The sequence below is a fragment of the Arthrobacter sp. Alg241-R88 genome, assembly GCF_900537115.1.
Classification (GTDB): Bacteria; Actinomycetota; Actinomycetes; order Actinomycetales; family Micrococcaceae; genus Arthrobacter.
In genome coordinates this window covers 64640-79139 of the sequence record NZ_UNRG01000008.1, presented here as the reverse complement: position 1 = coordinate 79139, position 14500 = coordinate 64640, and the positions used below count along the sequence as shown (strand labels likewise).

12 protein-coding genes are annotated in these 14500 nt (G+C 65.1%); 10 read left to right on the top strand and 2 right to left on the bottom strand.

The genetic code is table 11. The annotated features are described in order from the left end of the window. The first annotated feature begins 11 nt into the window (after nt 1–11). The 4 genes from G6R19_RS16125 to G6R19_RS16110 all read left to right on the top strand — a co-directional run bounded on the left by G6R19_RS16125 (nt 12) and on the right by G6R19_RS16110 (nt 3915). On the top strand, nt 12–965 hold the full coding sequence (locus tag G6R19_RS16125; protein ID WP_163166788.1) for a sugar ABC transporter permease: 954 nt from the start codon (nt 12–14) through the stop codon (nt 963–965). After that, complete coding sequence (locus G6R19_RS16120; RefSeq protein WP_163166786.1) at nt 962–1879, top strand: carbohydrate ABC transporter permease; 918 nt, start codon at nt 962–964, stop codon at nt 1877–1879. Before G6R19_RS16125 ends, G6R19_RS16120 begins: the two co-directional genes overlap by 4 nt. 22 nt (nt 1880–1901) lie before the next feature. Further along, nucleotides 1902–2531: a Poxvirus protein I5 gene (locus tag G6R19_RS16115; protein WP_163166784.1), complete on the top strand. Its 630-nt coding sequence runs from the start codon at nt 1902–1904 to the stop codon at nt 2529–2531. Between the two features lie 103 nt (nt 2532–2634). Continuing rightward, complete coding sequence (locus G6R19_RS16110; protein ID WP_163166782.1) at nt 2635–3915, top strand: MFS transporter; 1281 nt, start codon at nt 2635–2637, stop codon at nt 3913–3915. A 67-nt stretch (nt 3916–3982) separates the two neighbouring features. Here G6R19_RS16110 and G6R19_RS16105 read toward each other — a convergent pair whose 3' ends face one another. Beyond that, nucleotides 3983–7267, bottom strand: a complete 3285-nt coding sequence (locus tag G6R19_RS16105) for a family 78 glycoside hydrolase catalytic domain (protein WP_240341917.1) — start codon at nt 7265–7267, stop codon at nt 3983–3985. A gap of 36 nt (nt 7268–7303) precedes the next feature. Continuing rightward, on the bottom strand, nt 7304–8569 hold the full coding sequence (locus G6R19_RS16100; protein WP_163166778.1) for a Gfo/Idh/MocA family oxidoreductase: 1266 nt from the start codon (nt 8567–8569) through the stop codon (nt 7304–7306). Between the two features lie 236 nt (nt 8570–8805). On the opposite strand from G6R19_RS16100, the gene G6R19_RS16095 reads away from it, so the two are divergent. From G6R19_RS16095 to G6R19_RS16070, 6 genes are all read left to right on the top strand, one after another. Continuing rightward, the gene (locus tag G6R19_RS16095; RefSeq protein WP_163166776.1) at nt 8806–9489 is read left to right on the top strand and encodes a DUF624 domain-containing protein; all 684 of its coding nucleotides are present in this window, start codon (nt 8806–8808) and stop codon (nt 9487–9489) included. A gap of 98 nt (nt 9490–9587) precedes the next feature. Beyond that, on the top strand, nt 9588–11117 hold the full coding sequence (locus G6R19_RS16090; protein ID WP_163166774.1) for an extracellular solute-binding protein: 1530 nt from the start codon (nt 9588–9590) through the stop codon (nt 11115–11117). Further along, entirely contained in the window at nt 11118–12092 is a 975-nt protein-coding gene (locus G6R19_RS16085) for an ABC transporter permease subunit (RefSeq protein ID WP_163166772.1), read from the top strand. Nucleotides 12093–12094: 2 nt separating this feature from the next. Then, entirely contained in the window at nt 12095–12967 is an 873-nt protein-coding gene (locus G6R19_RS16080; RefSeq protein ID WP_163166770.1) for a carbohydrate ABC transporter permease, read from the top strand. Nucleotides 12968–13062: 95 nt separating this feature from the next. Further along, complete coding sequence (locus G6R19_RS16075; protein ID WP_163166768.1) at nt 13063–13752, top strand: rhamnogalacturonan acetylesterase; 690 nt, start codon at nt 13063–13065, stop codon at nt 13750–13752. After that, nucleotides 13753–14424 (top strand): DUF1961 family protein, encoded by a 672-nt coding sequence (locus G6R19_RS16070; RefSeq protein ID WP_163166766.1) that lies wholly within the window; start codon nt 13753–13755, stop codon nt 14422–14424. Nucleotides 14425–14500 lie beyond the last annotated feature (76 nt).

The window sequence follows — 14500 nt, the reverse complement described above, 5'->3', positions numbered from 1 at the left end:
GGATTGAACTCGTGACTCAAAGCCCAACATTGAGCAGGCGTTCGGCACAGTCCGACTCCCCGCTGCCGCGCAAGTCGCGGCAGCGCGGGGCGGATGCCCGCGCCGGCTACACCTTCCTGCTGCCCTGGCTGCTGGGATTCATCGCCCTCACTGTTGGGCCCATGATTTCCTCGCTCTACCTGTCCTTCACCAACTACAACCTGTTCGAGCCGCCCAAGTGGATCGGCCTGGACAACTACACCACTCTCTTCCAGGACGAAAGGTTCCTGCAGTCGGTGGGCGTGACCGTCAGCTACGTTGTGTTCGGTACCCCGCTCAAGCTCGCCGCCGCACTTGCAGTGGCAATGCTCCTGAACAGCAAGCGCCGCGGCCAGGGTTTCTACCGCTCCGCGTTCTACGCCCCGTCCCTGATCGGCGCGTCCGTGTCCATCGCCATCGTCTGGAAGGCCATGTTCGGCGACGCCGGCCCGGTGGACCAGGGCCTGTCCTTCTTCGGAATCAACCTCGGCGGCTGGGTGGGCAACCCGGCTATGACCATGCCGATGTTCATCCTGCTGACCGTCTGGCAATTCGGCGCCCCGATGGTGATCTTCCTCGCCGGCCTGAAGCAGATCCCGGCGGATCTGTACGAAGCCGCATCCATGGACGGTGCCGGTCCGATCCGGAAGTTCTTCAACATCACCTGGCCCATGCTTTCCCCGGTGATCTTCTTCAACCTGCTGATGGAAACCATCCACGCGTTCCAGATCTTCAACTCGGCCTACATCATCTCCAACGGTGAAGGCGGCCCGGCCGGCTCCACCCTCTTCTACACCCTTTACCTGTACCTGCGGGGCTTCAGCGACTTCCGGATGGGCTACGCCTCGGCGATGGCCTGGCTGCTCCTGATCGTGGTGGGCATCCTTACCCTGATTATCTTCCGCACGTCCAAGTCCTGGGTCCACTACAGCGGTGATGCAAAATGACAAGCACGGCAACCCCCACGCAGTCCCTCCCGGACGCACAGTTGGCGCACTACAATCCCAAGTCCGAGTCCGTGACGGCCAAGCGCGCCAAGAGCACCCTCTTCCACGTGGTGGCACTCGCATTGACGGCCGTGGTCCTTTACCCGGGCCTGTGGATGATCGCCTCCTCGTTCAAACCGAACGCTGAGATCGGCGGCGCCAACACGTCGCTGTGGTCCAACAACTTCAGCTTCGACAACTTCGTCACGGCGATGGAAGGCATCGGTGGCGTTTCCACCCTGCAGTTCTTCACCAACTCGCTGGTCCTGGCTATTGGTGCCGTGGTGGGAACCATCCTGTCCGCCAGCGTCTCGGCGTACGCGTTCGCCAGGATCAAGTTCCCGGGCCGCAGCGTCTTCTTCGGCATGATGATCGCAACCCTGCTCCTGCCGTTCCACGTGGTGATCATCCCGCAGTACATTGTGTTCCAGCAGCTTGGCCTGGTGGATACGTACGTGCCGCTGCTGATCGGCAAGTTCCTGGCCGCTGACGCGTTCTTCGTGTTCCTGATGGTCCAGTTCATGCGCAACCTGCCGGGCGAGCTGGACGAGGCCGCCAGGATCGACGGCGCCGGCCACGTCCGGATCTTCACCTCCATCATGCTGCCGCTGATGAAGCCGGCACTGATCTCCACTTCGATCTTCTCCTTCATCTGGAGCTGGAACGACTTCCTGGGCCCGCTGCTCTACCTGAACACCCCGGACAAGTACCCGCTGCCCCTGGCTTTGCGACTGTTCGTGGACCAGACCCAGAGCTCGGACTACGGTGCAATGATCGCCATGTCCGTCCTGGCCCTGCTGCCGGTGCTGATCTTCTTCCTGGTCTTCCAGCGGTACATTGTTGAAGGCGTCTCCACCCAGGGCCTCAAGGGCTGACGCCCGGAAGCCGATACAGAAAATGAGCGTCATGGACAGCACCACACCCGCCCCCAACCACCACGAGCCCGTCCCGGTAAACCGCTTCGCGTTGTTCTCCGAGACCCTCCTGGCAGGGGTGCTGGTGCTGGTGCTGTCCATTCCGCTGGTAACGATCCCCGCCGCCTATGCGGCGGGGATCGCCCATCTGGAACGGCACCTCGCCGGCCGGGATGATTCCGTCCGCGGCCTCTGGGGCGCCTTCAAGGCTGCCCTGCCGGGCAGCTGGAAGCTTGGAATCACGACGGCGGTAGCCGCCGTCGTGATTGTCCTCAACCTGTTGCTCGCTTGGGTAGGGCAGCTGCCGGGCCGGGAAGTGGTGCTGCCGGCAACCCTGATCCTGGCTGCTGCCGCAGCCATTGTGCTCCTGCGCAGTGCCGCCGCATGGTCCGACTTCGCCGGCTCCCGCGCCGATGCACGCAGCGCCTGGCGCTCCGCGCTTGAGACCGGCCAGGCACTGTCCCTGAAGGACTGGAGCGGGTCGCTCCTGCTGGCCGCTGCGCTCTTCGGGGCCGTTGTGTTCGTCTGGATGCTGGCAGCACTCTTCGTGGTGGTGCCCGGCACCCTGATCCTCGCCGCTGCAGCAGTCAAACTGCGCTCCACCCGCTCCTGAAACACCAAGACCCTCAGCACCGAGTTGCACCAGCGGAGGGCAACTCCCGCAAGCTACAAACATTTCCTGGTTTTGCCCGTCACTAATGTGAGTTGAGTCCGACGTGTCTTCCGACCGCCAGCGTTCCGAACAGTCCCTCCGCTCGACGAAGAGCCAGCCGCCCTGGTACCAGCCCCTCAAGCAGCGCAACTACCGGCTCTTCCTGGTCCTTGTGTTCACCGGCAGTGTAGGGGTGTGGATGCAGCGGCTCGCCCAGGATTGGCTGGTGCTGCAGCTCACCGGCAGCCCCGCCGCCGTGGGTGTGGCGGTGGCACTGCAGTTCCTGCCGATGCTGATCGTGGGACCCCTCAGCGGCCTGCTGGTGGACATGTTTCCCAAACGCCGGATCATGATGGTCTGCCAAGCCGTCATTGCCTTCCTCGCCCTGGCCCTCGCCGTGTGGGCCGCGAGTGGAACCGTCACCGTCTGGGCTGTGTACGCCAGTTGCGTGGCGCTGGGCGTAACGTCAGCCATCAACCAGCCCGCCAGCCAGGTGTTCGTCAACGAAGTAGTGGGCGACGCCGCACTCAGGCCCGCAATCGGCATCAACAACGCGATCGGCCAACTGGGCGCCATGGCCGGGCCTGCGCTTGCTGGAATCGTCATTGCACAGCTCGGATCGGCCGCAGCGTTCGCCGCGAACTCACTGTTGTGCCTGCTGGTGCTTTGCCTGATCGCCGCTATCCGCCCGGCCGAGCTGCACCCGAGCATTCCGGCGGAACGGGGGAGGGGCCAGCTCCTGGCGGGGTTCCGCTACGTCCGGGAACGGCCTTCGCTGCTGCTGGTTATTGCCTTGGCCGGACTCCTGGGGATGTTTGGTATGAACGGGCCCGTGGTGCTGGCTGCCTTTGCCGAACGGGTGTGGCACAACGGCGTTGAAGGGTTCGGGCTGTTCAACACCGTCAGCGCCGTTGGAGCCCTGGCCGGTGCGTTGCTGGCCGCCCGCCTCCGGAGCCTGGGCCGGAAGGGGATCGTACTGGCTGCAGGCCTCTTCGGCTTCTCCCAGCTGGTGGCGGCCCTGATGCCCAACCTCATCCTCTTTATTGTCATGCTGGTGGTGGTGGGCCTGATGACCCTGCTGTTCCTGACCAGTGCCGCCACCGCCGTGCAGCTGGAGGCCGGCCCGGAGATCCGCGGCCGGGTGATGGCTTTGTACCTGCCACTGCTGCTGGGAGGACATGCCCTGGGCGGCCTGCTGGCCGGCTGGCTGACGGAGCAGTTCGGCGTACGGCTCGGACTCGTGACCACCGGTGCGCTGGGCACGGTGTCCGCCGCCGTGATCGGTGTGCTTCTGTGGCGGAACTCCCGGAAACAAAGGGACTGGGGGCCTGGCCCAACTAGGTAGCAGCAAGTGTCGTTATGGGCGCTCATAACGACACTTAGTGCTACCTAGTTGGGATTAAGCGGGGGAATCAGCTGCCGGGCGTGAAAGTCCAGGTCCCGGCGTGCACCCTGAAATCCCGCGTTGGGTGCGCGGCCGGGGCGTCCCCGGCGGCAGCAGCCCCGCCTTCCGCAGTGGAAAGAACGACGGCGGCATCCGGCGTCGGTCCCTTGATTCCGTAGGTGCCGGCCGGCAGCCGGACGACGGCAGTAACCCCGGCAGGGACCGTGCATTCCAGGCGCACCAGCCCGCTGTCCCGGCTCCAGTTGACTTCCACGTCGCCGTTGCCTGCCGGAATGGTGCCGCGGGCATGCTCAAGCCGGCACAGCGGCGGTTGGATCAGGAGTTCACGGCCGCCGGCCGAGGCGTAGCGGACGCCGAGCAGGTGCTCGAGGATCTCCTTGACCACCGAAGCGGACCAGGCATGCGACTGGCTGTAGTCCGTACCTTCCGCCAGGTCCCAGGCCTCCCACGTGAAGGTTGCGCCGCGCTCCAGGAGCTGCGCCCAGCCGGGCTGGTCCTTGTTGGTGAGCAGGTCCAGGACGGCATCGGTGAGGCCTTGGGACAGCAGCGCCCGGACCAGCCGGTGCACCGTCAGGGGTCCCTGCCGCATGCCCATGCCGGCAATTCGCAGGCCATCCCCGCTGGCGTGGTCAGTGCCGGTGATCCCCAGCGAGAGCGGGAAGGAGGTGGCGTGCTGGGAGGCGTGGGAGCTGGGTATGCCGTCGGCGTGGATGCCGTCCACCATCACACCGTCCACGCGGAGGCGGGTACGGATGGCCCCTGCCAGGGTGCGGGCCCGCCGGGCGTACTCGACAGCAGCATCCTCCTGTCCGGCCAGGGCGCAGAGCCGGGAGGTTGAGATGAGGGCGGAGTAGGCCTGGGCGTTGACGGTGGTCTTGGCGGCGCAGTCCATGTCGTAGCCGAAACGGCCCGGGGCCGGCCAGTCCACGATGCCGTGGAGGTAGGGGCCGGAGCCGCCACCCAGTTGGGTGACCAGTCCCGCCGTCGGGCCCTCTGCCGGGATGTATCGCAAGACGTAGTCCGCCGTGTCACAGAGATGCGGCAGCAGCTCCCTGACCAGTGCCAGGTCTCCGGTCCGGCGGTGGTACTCCTCGGCCCACTCCGGGATCATCAGCGAGAAGTCGGGGATGTCCCGTTTTCCGTCACCGTTGGGGTAGACGGCGTTGTAGCGGCCTTTGTCTGCTCCGTCGGTCCAGTAGCGGGCGGCCGACCAGCCGAACTCCCGCAGCGCCTGGGCGGTATAGGCGTGTTCGCCGAAGAGGGACATGGTGGCGTAGGAGATGTTGACGGCGTCGGCCAGGAACTGGCCCTTCTCCCGGGTGGGCGTGTCCACGAACTGCTCCTGCACTCCGTAGAGCGCCGAATCCCGCAGGAGCCGGAACACGTCATTCAGCGTGGCATCGGAACTGGTGAACGTCCCCTCGCCGGGGTGCCGGCCGTGGACCACCACAGCGCCCACCCTGGACAGGTCCGCGGCGTCCACGCCGGGCAGCTCAAGGTACCGAAAGCCCAGGTGCACCGTGGCCCGGTACTGCTGTGGCCCCGCCGCCTGGGTGTAGGGGAAGGACATGTCGGTGTTCTGGCTGGCGGTCTTGCCGGTGTCCACCCTGCCGTTGGCGCAAAGGACGTAACCCGCCCGGATCATGACGGTCCGGCCGGGGATGCCGCTGAGGAAGTCCACCTCGGGGCGGCCGGGAATGACCTGGCCGAAGTCCGCCACCAGCGTTCCGTCGTCGGCGGTCAGGAACGCCTGCGGCGCTACGAACTCTTCCGCCAGCACAGTCCGCCGCGGGTGAAGGGCCGGGAAATCGGGGCAAGGGTGGCTGCCGTAGCTCAAGGCGGGAGGCATCTGTTCGACGGCGGGCAGGGCAGCCGCGGCCAGGCCGTCCAGGTGCTCCACGGGGTCGCCCTCGTCATTGCGGTAGCCCGACTGGCGGTAGGGCGCCTCGGACGCCAGCCAATCCGGGCCGGACACAAAGACCTCGCGCCGGCCGTCAGCATAGTCGACACTGAGGCGGACCAGGAGGCCCGGGAGGCCGGCGGCGCGGCCCTGCCCGGGTCCGTACCAGTGCAGCAGCGCTGTCAGCGGCACCTCTACGTCCTGCGGCCCCGCCGCGGTGCCCGCCGTGCCATCCGAAAGCCCGGTGAGCAGTCCGGTGACGTCCGCGGCGTCGTAATAGCCTTCGCCGGGGTAGCCAAAGGACGTGGTGCTGAGGCATTTGGTGCCGCCCAGGGAGAGCTCTGCGTGATGGTTTGCCGCCATAAAGAGACGGGCCCTGGCCACCGTGCCGGTGAGCTTGACGGTGCTGCTGAACAGTGTCCACTCGTCCGGCTGGCGGTGTGCTGTGGTGCCGGCCCAGTGAGGGAGGTTCGCGCGGGCAAGGTCGGTGCCGGCGCCGAACTGATGGTCGAGGAGCAGCTCGCCGGGTTTTCCGCTGGAGGTGTCCGTGACGTGAAGCGACAGGTATTCGGCCTGGCTGCGGGGCCCCTGGTGAAGGGCCAGCCGTCCCTGCCCGCCGGGCGCTGCCAGCTCCGTCCAGGCCAGTAGCTCGATGCCGTCCACGGCCACGGTGATGGCGCCGCCGTCGTCCGTGACCTCCAGGTCCCGCCACCCGGTGGCCGCCGGGTTCGCCTGGGTACTGGCCAGGACCTCGGTGGCGGGGGCCGAAGGTACGGGAATCTCCCACTCGGTCGCCCGGCGAAGCACCACGCCGCCGGCGGCATCGAGTTCCAGCAGCAGCCCCGTCCCGGGGCCGGAGCTCCGGACGACGACACCGGCCCAGCCCATCATTGGCCGGAGGCGCGCCTGCAGCCGGAAAGCGCGAAGCGGAGGGCAGGGGATGGGCAGGAACGGCGTGCCTGCTACGCGCAGCGCCCCGTCCAGGACCTCCAGGGGAGCGCGTCCGCCCGGAGCCCGGTGCACCCAGTCCGCTCCCCAGCCGGCGTCCGAGAGGCCGGTGCTGAACTGCTGCGGTTTCGACCAGGCTCCCGGAAGGCCCGCCGCGTCCCACACCCGGACCCGCCACACGTAGTCCGCATCGTCGTCGAGCGCTGGTCCCTCATAGGCAGCAGAGACGGGGCAGTCCGAAGCAACCTGGCCGGAACTCCACACCTGGGACCCTGCGGCATCCTGCACTACGATTTCGTAGCCGGCCTGCCGGGCACGGGACGGATCCGATTCCTCGGGCTGGACAAGCTGCCAGCTGAACGAGGGGCATGCTCCCGCCGTCAGGCAGGGGGAGAGCCCTTCCGTCAACAGGTGGGTGGCCTGCAGCTGCCCTCGTGCAGTCACGGAAGTCGCCGGCTGTCCAGTTGGAATGCGGGGCATTCAGGAAACCGGCAGGGTGAAGACGTGCGGGGCGGTACCGGCCCAGGGGAGCCCGAGTTCGCTGAAGGTGGCGTGCTGCGCGGCGGCACGTGCCAGGGCATCCTCGATGCCGGTGAGCACAGCGTGAGCCGCATCTCCCTCGCCCTCCCACCGGAGGTATGCCTCGTCGATGGGGGCCGGCAGCGGAGCGGTCCGGATGGCTTCCAGGACGAGCATAAAAGCGCCGCTGTCCAGGAGCGGGCTGATGAGCGGAGCGCCGCTGTTGCGGTGGGCCAGCAGGTTTTCGGTCAGGTCGTCCCTGCCGAACACTTCCTCGGAGCTGCCCCCGGCGGTTTCCACAGTGAGCCGGTCCTCCGTGTAGTGGAAGACGGCGGTGCCCTTCGATCCTTGCAGGGTCACGTAGGGTTCCACGGATTCGGTGGCGCACAGCGTCAGGGCGCAGGTGATGGGCAGCCCTGAGCTGGTGCGGATCCGGATCACCGAGGTGTCATCGGACTCGATGTCATTTGCACGGTAAAGCTCGGTTTCAAGCGAAGCAATGTCCTCAGTAGTGCGTGCCCCCGCAATCCGAAGGGCTGTTGCCACCGCATGCGCAAGGGGGTTGGTGGCTGCGCCGTCCACCACGTCCACGCCGTCAATGGTGCGTTTGCCGGCCCAGCGTGACCGCTTGTAGTAGGCACGGTCCCGCACCCAGCGGCCGGTGGCCGAGATACCCTCCAGCCTGCCGATGGTTCCGTCGGCGAGCAGCTTCCCGATCGCCTGCAGTGCGTGGGAACCCAGGCTCTGGAAGCCGATCTGGACGCTGCGTCCATTTGTTTCGGCAGCGTCGCAAAGCTTGGTGAAGTCCGCGAGTGACGCGACCGGCGGCTTCTCCAGGTAGAGGTCGGCGGCGGTGGCCAGTGCTGCGAGGCCCAGCGGGGCATGGGTCTGGATGGGGGTGGCGACAATGATGAGGTCAAGCCCGTCGGTCTCCGCAAGCAATTCAGCCAGCCCAGGAAAAACATGCGTCGTTGCCGGGACCGAACCCGGCGCAGGGGGATTGGGGTCAGCAACGGCAACAAGGTCGACGACGCCGGCCGCCTGGAGGCGCTCAAGGTTCCGCAGGTGGTGGGTGCCGAAGCCGTGGACACCTACCAGCGCCACCTTGGAAGCAGGGCCGCCGGACTGCTCCGACCCAGGCTCGCCGGCTGGCAGCACGTTAGCTGCTGCTGACGTAGTGAGATCCCGGGGCTGGGTCCCGGCGACGGTGCCGGATGGCGTTCCCATGGTGCTCCATTCCGCCCGGACAGGGCTGTGTTCCTGCAAGCGCATTCGGGGCAAGCGCTTTCCGCTCTCCAGTGTGCGCCACGGACAGGGCTCCAGTCCAGTTATGTAACGATTCAAAAAATAGCTTGACCTGCCCCGCGGGGGAGGTCTAGATTTTCGAGAAACCGATTACTTCCGTGATGCGGGCCACTCCGGTCCCGTTTCTGCAACGATGGAGAACCGAAGGGAGGCGTGCCATGTCAACGTCGTCGTGGAGCGCCCGCGCATACTCGTTCTTTGACACCCTCCTGTGGATCGCTTGCCTCAATATGCTGTGGCTCGCCTTCACCGTCCTGGGACTCGGTGTCCTGGGCGCGGGCCCGGCCACCGCAGCAGCGCAGATCCTGGTCCGCAAGAGAGCCAGGGGCGACGCTGCACACCTGCTGCCCGGTTTCGCCCGCGAGTACTGCCGCAATTTTGTCCGCGGCAACGCGCTGGCCCTTCCTGTTATGGGGGTCGCCGTTGCCCTCGCGATGAACTGGAACTACTTTTCAGGCTCGGGCGGCTTCCCGTCCCAGCTGGCTGCCGCTGCAACCTTTGTCGGAGCCATCTTTGTTGCGGGCGCGGTGTGCTACCTCTTCCCCATGTTTGCCCGGTACGAGCTCCCTCTGGGCCAGTACTTCCTGATGTCGTCACGGTTCGCCCTCCGGCACCTCGCGGGGACAGTCATCCTGCTGTTCGTCTCCGCAGCCGGGGTGTATGCGAGCGGTGCGGTCCCAGGCCTGATCCCGTTCTTCAGCATCGGTGCCTGGCTGTACCTGACCGGCTGGCTGTGCGACCGCTTCTTTACTGCCAACGATGATTCGGTGGCGGCCGTCGCGGAGCAACCGCAGGCCGCGGCCACCGGCTTAACCCATAACCATGCGCTGATAGCGCGCTGAACGCCCGCCCTTAACCAAAAACTGACCTCATGCTGCCCGGGCTCGACGCTGCCCGGGGACAGCAAAAGCCGACCCCGAAGAAGTGGAATAGGAACAAAATGATCCGCAGAAGAATGTCCCTGGCCGCCGCCGTCGTAACTGCCACGGCGCTCACCCTGACTGCCTGCGGCGGAGGTGAAACCCAGTCCGCAGACATTTCCACCGTGAACGTTATGGCTCCCTTCCTCGAGGCGCAGCCGCCTTCCGCAGACGGGGCCGTCCAGAAGAAGCTCGAGGAGCTGACGGGCAAGGACGTCAACATCACGTGGGCTCCCAACGCCTCCTACGAGGACAAGACCAACATCACGCTGGCCTCCTCCGAGATCCCGCACGTGATGGTCATCCAGGGCAAGACGCCAGGCTTCGTCAAGAACGCCGAAGCCGGTGCCTTCTGGGACCTGACGGACAAGCTGGATGAGTACCCCAACCTCAAGACCACCTTCCCGGACATCCAGCAGAACGCGAGCATCAATGGCAAGGTGTACGGCGTGTACCGCGGCCGCGCCCCCATGCGTGCTGCTGTTATGTTCCGCCAGGACTGGCTGGACAAGCTTGGGCTTGAGGCTCCCAAGACCACAGAGGACCTGTATGAGGTAGCGAAGGCATTTACCGAAAAGGATCCGGACGGCAACGGCCAGAACGATACCTGGGGCATCACCATCCCCAAGTGGGGAGCCTTGGGAACCAACAGCCCGTACGACTTCATCGAGACCTGGTACGGCGCGGGCAACCGCTGGACCGAAAAGGACGGGAAACTGATCCCGAGTTTCGAGACGGAGGAATTCCTGGAAGCCAACCGGTTCGTCAAAAAGATGGTGGACGAGAAGCTCATCAACCCGGACTTTGCCACGTTCGACCCGACCAAGTGGAACGAGCCGTTCCTGAACGGTAAGGGCGGCATCATTGTGGACGTCGACTCCCGGGTGAGCGTCCTCATCAACCTGTTCAAGCAGGCAGACCCGAACAACTTCGAAAACAAGGTGGGTTTCGTCGGCAACCTTGAAGGTCCGGACGGCGAGCTCAATGCCCACCCCACCGACGGCTACTCCGGCTTCCTGGCCATCCCTAAGTCCAGCGTCCGGACCGAGGCTGAATTGAAGACCGTGCTGGAGTTCCTGAACACCATGAACGGCAAGGACGTGGCCGTGCTGCTCAACAACGGCATCGAAGGCGTGAACTTCACGCTGGAGGATGGCAAGGCTGCCACCATCAAGCCCGAAACCGAGGAAGCCAAAGCCGTCAACACGGACATCAAGAGCTACGCACAGCTGGGCATGAACGTTGCCGGAAACAGCTTCTACCCGGTCAAGCAGGCCAGCGACTACGAACAGCAGGTCTTCGACAAGCGGACCGAAGTGATGGCAGAAGACCTCAAGAGCGCCGTCTACAACCCGGCCGCCCCGTACGTGTCCGCCACCTACGTCTCCAAGGGTGCGCAGCTGGACAACATCGTTGCCGATGCCCGCATCAAGTACCTCGCCGGCCAGATCGACGAGCAGGGCCTGAAGGACGCCATCAAGCTGTGGAACACCAGCGGCGGCGACAAGGTCAAGGAAGAGATCAACAAGCTCTGGCAGGACAACAAGTAAATGACAGCCCCTGTCATTGCCACCGAAGCCGGGGAGCGGGCGCAGCCTCCTGCGTCCGCCCCCCGGAAGCGGGGCAGGTTCTCCGTCCACTTCGCGCACTACAAGTGGCTGTACCTGCTGCTGCTGCCCGGCGTGGTGTACTTCGCCATCTTCCGTTACGGCCCCATGTACGGGGTCAGCATCGCCTTCAAGGATTACGTTCCTTTCCTGGGCGTGAACGACAGCCCGTGGGTGGGGTTCCAGCACTTCCAGGACTTCTTCTCCAACCCGGACTTCCCGCGGCTGCTGGGCAACACCCTGATCCTGGCGTTCCTGAACCTTGGTATCGCGTTCCCGTTGACCATCGTCCTGGCGCTGCTGCTGAATGAAGTCCGCCTCTCGATCCTCAAGCGCACCGTCCAGACCCTCGTTTATATCCCGCACTTCCTGTCCTGGACCATCGTTGCCTCGTTGAGCTTCCTGCTTTTTGCCCTGGACTTCGGCCCGCTGTTCCTGTTCCTGAACTCGGTGATGGGCACGAACATCGACTTCCTGTCGGACCCCAACTGGTTCCGGCCCCTGATTGTGCTGCAGGAGATCTGGAAGAACACCGGCTGGGGAACCATCATCTTCCTCGCCGCGCTCGCCACCGTTGACCAGGACCAGTACGAGGCCGCCATCATCGACGGCGCCGGCAGGTTCCGCCGCGTCTGGCACATCACGCTGCCCGGCATCCGGTCCACCATCATCGTGATGCTGATCCTGGCCATCGGGCAGATGCTGAACACCGGCTTCGAACAGATCTACCTGATGACCAACGCCCTGAACCGCTCCGCGGCCGACGTCTTCGATACTTACGTGTACTTCGTGGGCATCACCCAGGGCGCCTACAGCTACTCCACCGCCGTCGGGCTCTTCAAATCCCTGGTGGGCCTCGTGCTGATCTTCGGCACCAACGCCCTGGCCAAACGCTTCAACCAGAGCGGACTGTTCTAGCCATGAAAATCCACAACACCACCGGCGGGCGGATCTTCGACGCCGCCAACTACGTGTTCCTGTCCCTGGTCGGCATCATCACCCTGCTGCCGTTCGTCTACGTCATTGCCGGCTCCTTCGCCACGGAAGCGGAAATCACCCGGCGGGCGTTCTTCGTCTGGCCGGAACAGTTCACCCTGGGCTCCTACGAGTACATCTTCTCCACCCCCGCGTTCATCAGGGCGCTGGTCACCACTGTCCTGGTCACCGCCGTCGGCACCCTGGTCCAGCTCGCGTTCACCGTGACCATGGCCTACCCGCTGGCCAAAAGGACCCTCCGCGGACGCAAGGTCATCCTGTCCTTGGTGGTCTTTGCCATGGTGTTCTCCGGCGGCATGATCCCCACCTTCCTGCTGGTCAAGGACCTGGGCCTGCTGAACTCCTACTGGGCGCTGATCCTGCCCGCGGCGATCAACCCGTTCAGCCTGATCATCATCAAGAACTTCTTCCAGGAACTTCCGCAGGAGCTGGAGGAATCGGCCAAGATGGACGGCGCCACGGAAATCGGGATCCTCTGTCGGATCCTGCTCCCGCTGTCCAAGCCCGTCCTGGCCACGTTCGCGCTGTTCTACGCGGTGGGCATCTGGAACGACTTCATGTCACCCCTGCTCTACCTCTCGGATAACTCCAAGTGGACCCTGCAAATGTACCTGCGCCAGGTCACGGCAGCGTCTGACCTCCTGGGCACCGGCAACGTGGATCCCGCCTACATCCCGCCGGAGCAGGGCATCAAGTTCGCCGTCATCGTGGTGGCAACCCTGCCCATCCTGATCTTCTACCCGTTCCTGCAAAAACACTTCGCCAAAGGCATGCTGATCGGTTCCGTCAAGGGCTGACCCGCGCCCCGCTTGCGCTATCACTTTTGGTTCCCAAAACCGGGTTTTGGGAACCAGAAGTGATAGGTCAACGGTCCACTTACAGAAAGCACACCATGAAAGTCCTGCTTGCCGGAGATTCCACGGTCGCCAACTGCCCCACGCACGAGTACCCCATGAGCGGCTGGGGAGCCAAACTGCCCCCGCATATTTACACCTGGGCTGCCGTGCACAATTTCGCCAAAGGCGGCGCCAGCACTGAGTCCTTCCGCGAGGAGGGGCTTTGGGGCCACCTTCTGGCGGAGGCAGCCCATGGCGACCTGGTGCTGATCCAGTTCGGCCACAATGACCAGAAGAAGCCGCACCTCGCGGCACGTACGGGTTATGCCGCCAACCTGCGCAGGATGGTGGCCGGGGTCCGTGCCCTGGGAGCGCTACCCGTGCTGTGCACGTCGGTGGAGCGGCGGCACTTCCTGGCCGGCCCGTCGTCGGACGCTTCCTTGGAAGAGAGCCTGGAGGACTATCCGGAGGTGGTGCGGGAGATCGGCCTGGAGCTGGGGCTGCCCGTCATCGACCTCAACTCGTGGACCCGCGCGCTGTACGTGCGGCTGGGGCGGGAGGAATCGATTTCCCTCTTCTGCCACTTCGCACCGGGTGAACATGCACACTGGCCCGACGGACTGACGGACAACACCCACTTCTCCCAGCAGGGTGCAGCCGTGGTGGCAGCGCACGTTGCGGGGCAGCTTCAGGAGTTGGGGCTGGCCCCTTTGGGTTTGGCAGGTACGACGGCGGGGCGCGGCTAGGTGGGAGCTGCCGGCCTGGGAACGAAGGTGCTTTACAGCAACCCGCTCAGCGGTCCTGGGGACGTGGCGGACTGGGTAGGCGAAGGGCCCGTGAGCCTGGGCAGCCACGGAGGGGCCCTGGAGCTGTCCGGCTCGCTGGACGACGAGGAGTTCGGCGACCACGCGCACTGGTCGTTCTGGTGCCCCGAGGAGTTCCCCGACGGCATCCGGGTCGGCTGGGAGTTCCTCCCCCTTGAGGAACCGGGGCTGGCCATGGTGTTTTTCGCTGCGAACGGGCATGGCGGGCGGGATTTGTTCTCCCCTGAACTCACTCCGCGGACCGGCTACTACCCGCAGTACCACTCGGGGGACATGGACGCCCTGCATGTTTCGTATTTCCGGCACAAGTACCAGTCGGAGCGGGCTTTCCGGACCTGCAACCTCCGCAAGAGCGCCGGCTTCGAGCTGGTGGCCCAGGGCGCGGACCCATTGCCGCCCGCAGAGGACGCCGTGGATTTCTACCGGATGGAAGTGGTGAAGGACGGCCGGAATGTGGCCTTCTCCATCAACGGGCTGCCGCTCCTTGACTGGCAGGATCCATCGGACACGGTGCTGGGCGGAGGCTACCTCGGGTTCAGGCAGATGGCACCGCTCCGCGCGGCCTACCGGAACCTCCTCGTGGAAAAGATCTAGCGTCCAGTTTCGTTACTTCTGCCAGCCCAGCCAGTCGATGGCTTCCTGGGCAATAGCTGCGCCGCGTGCAGCCGCC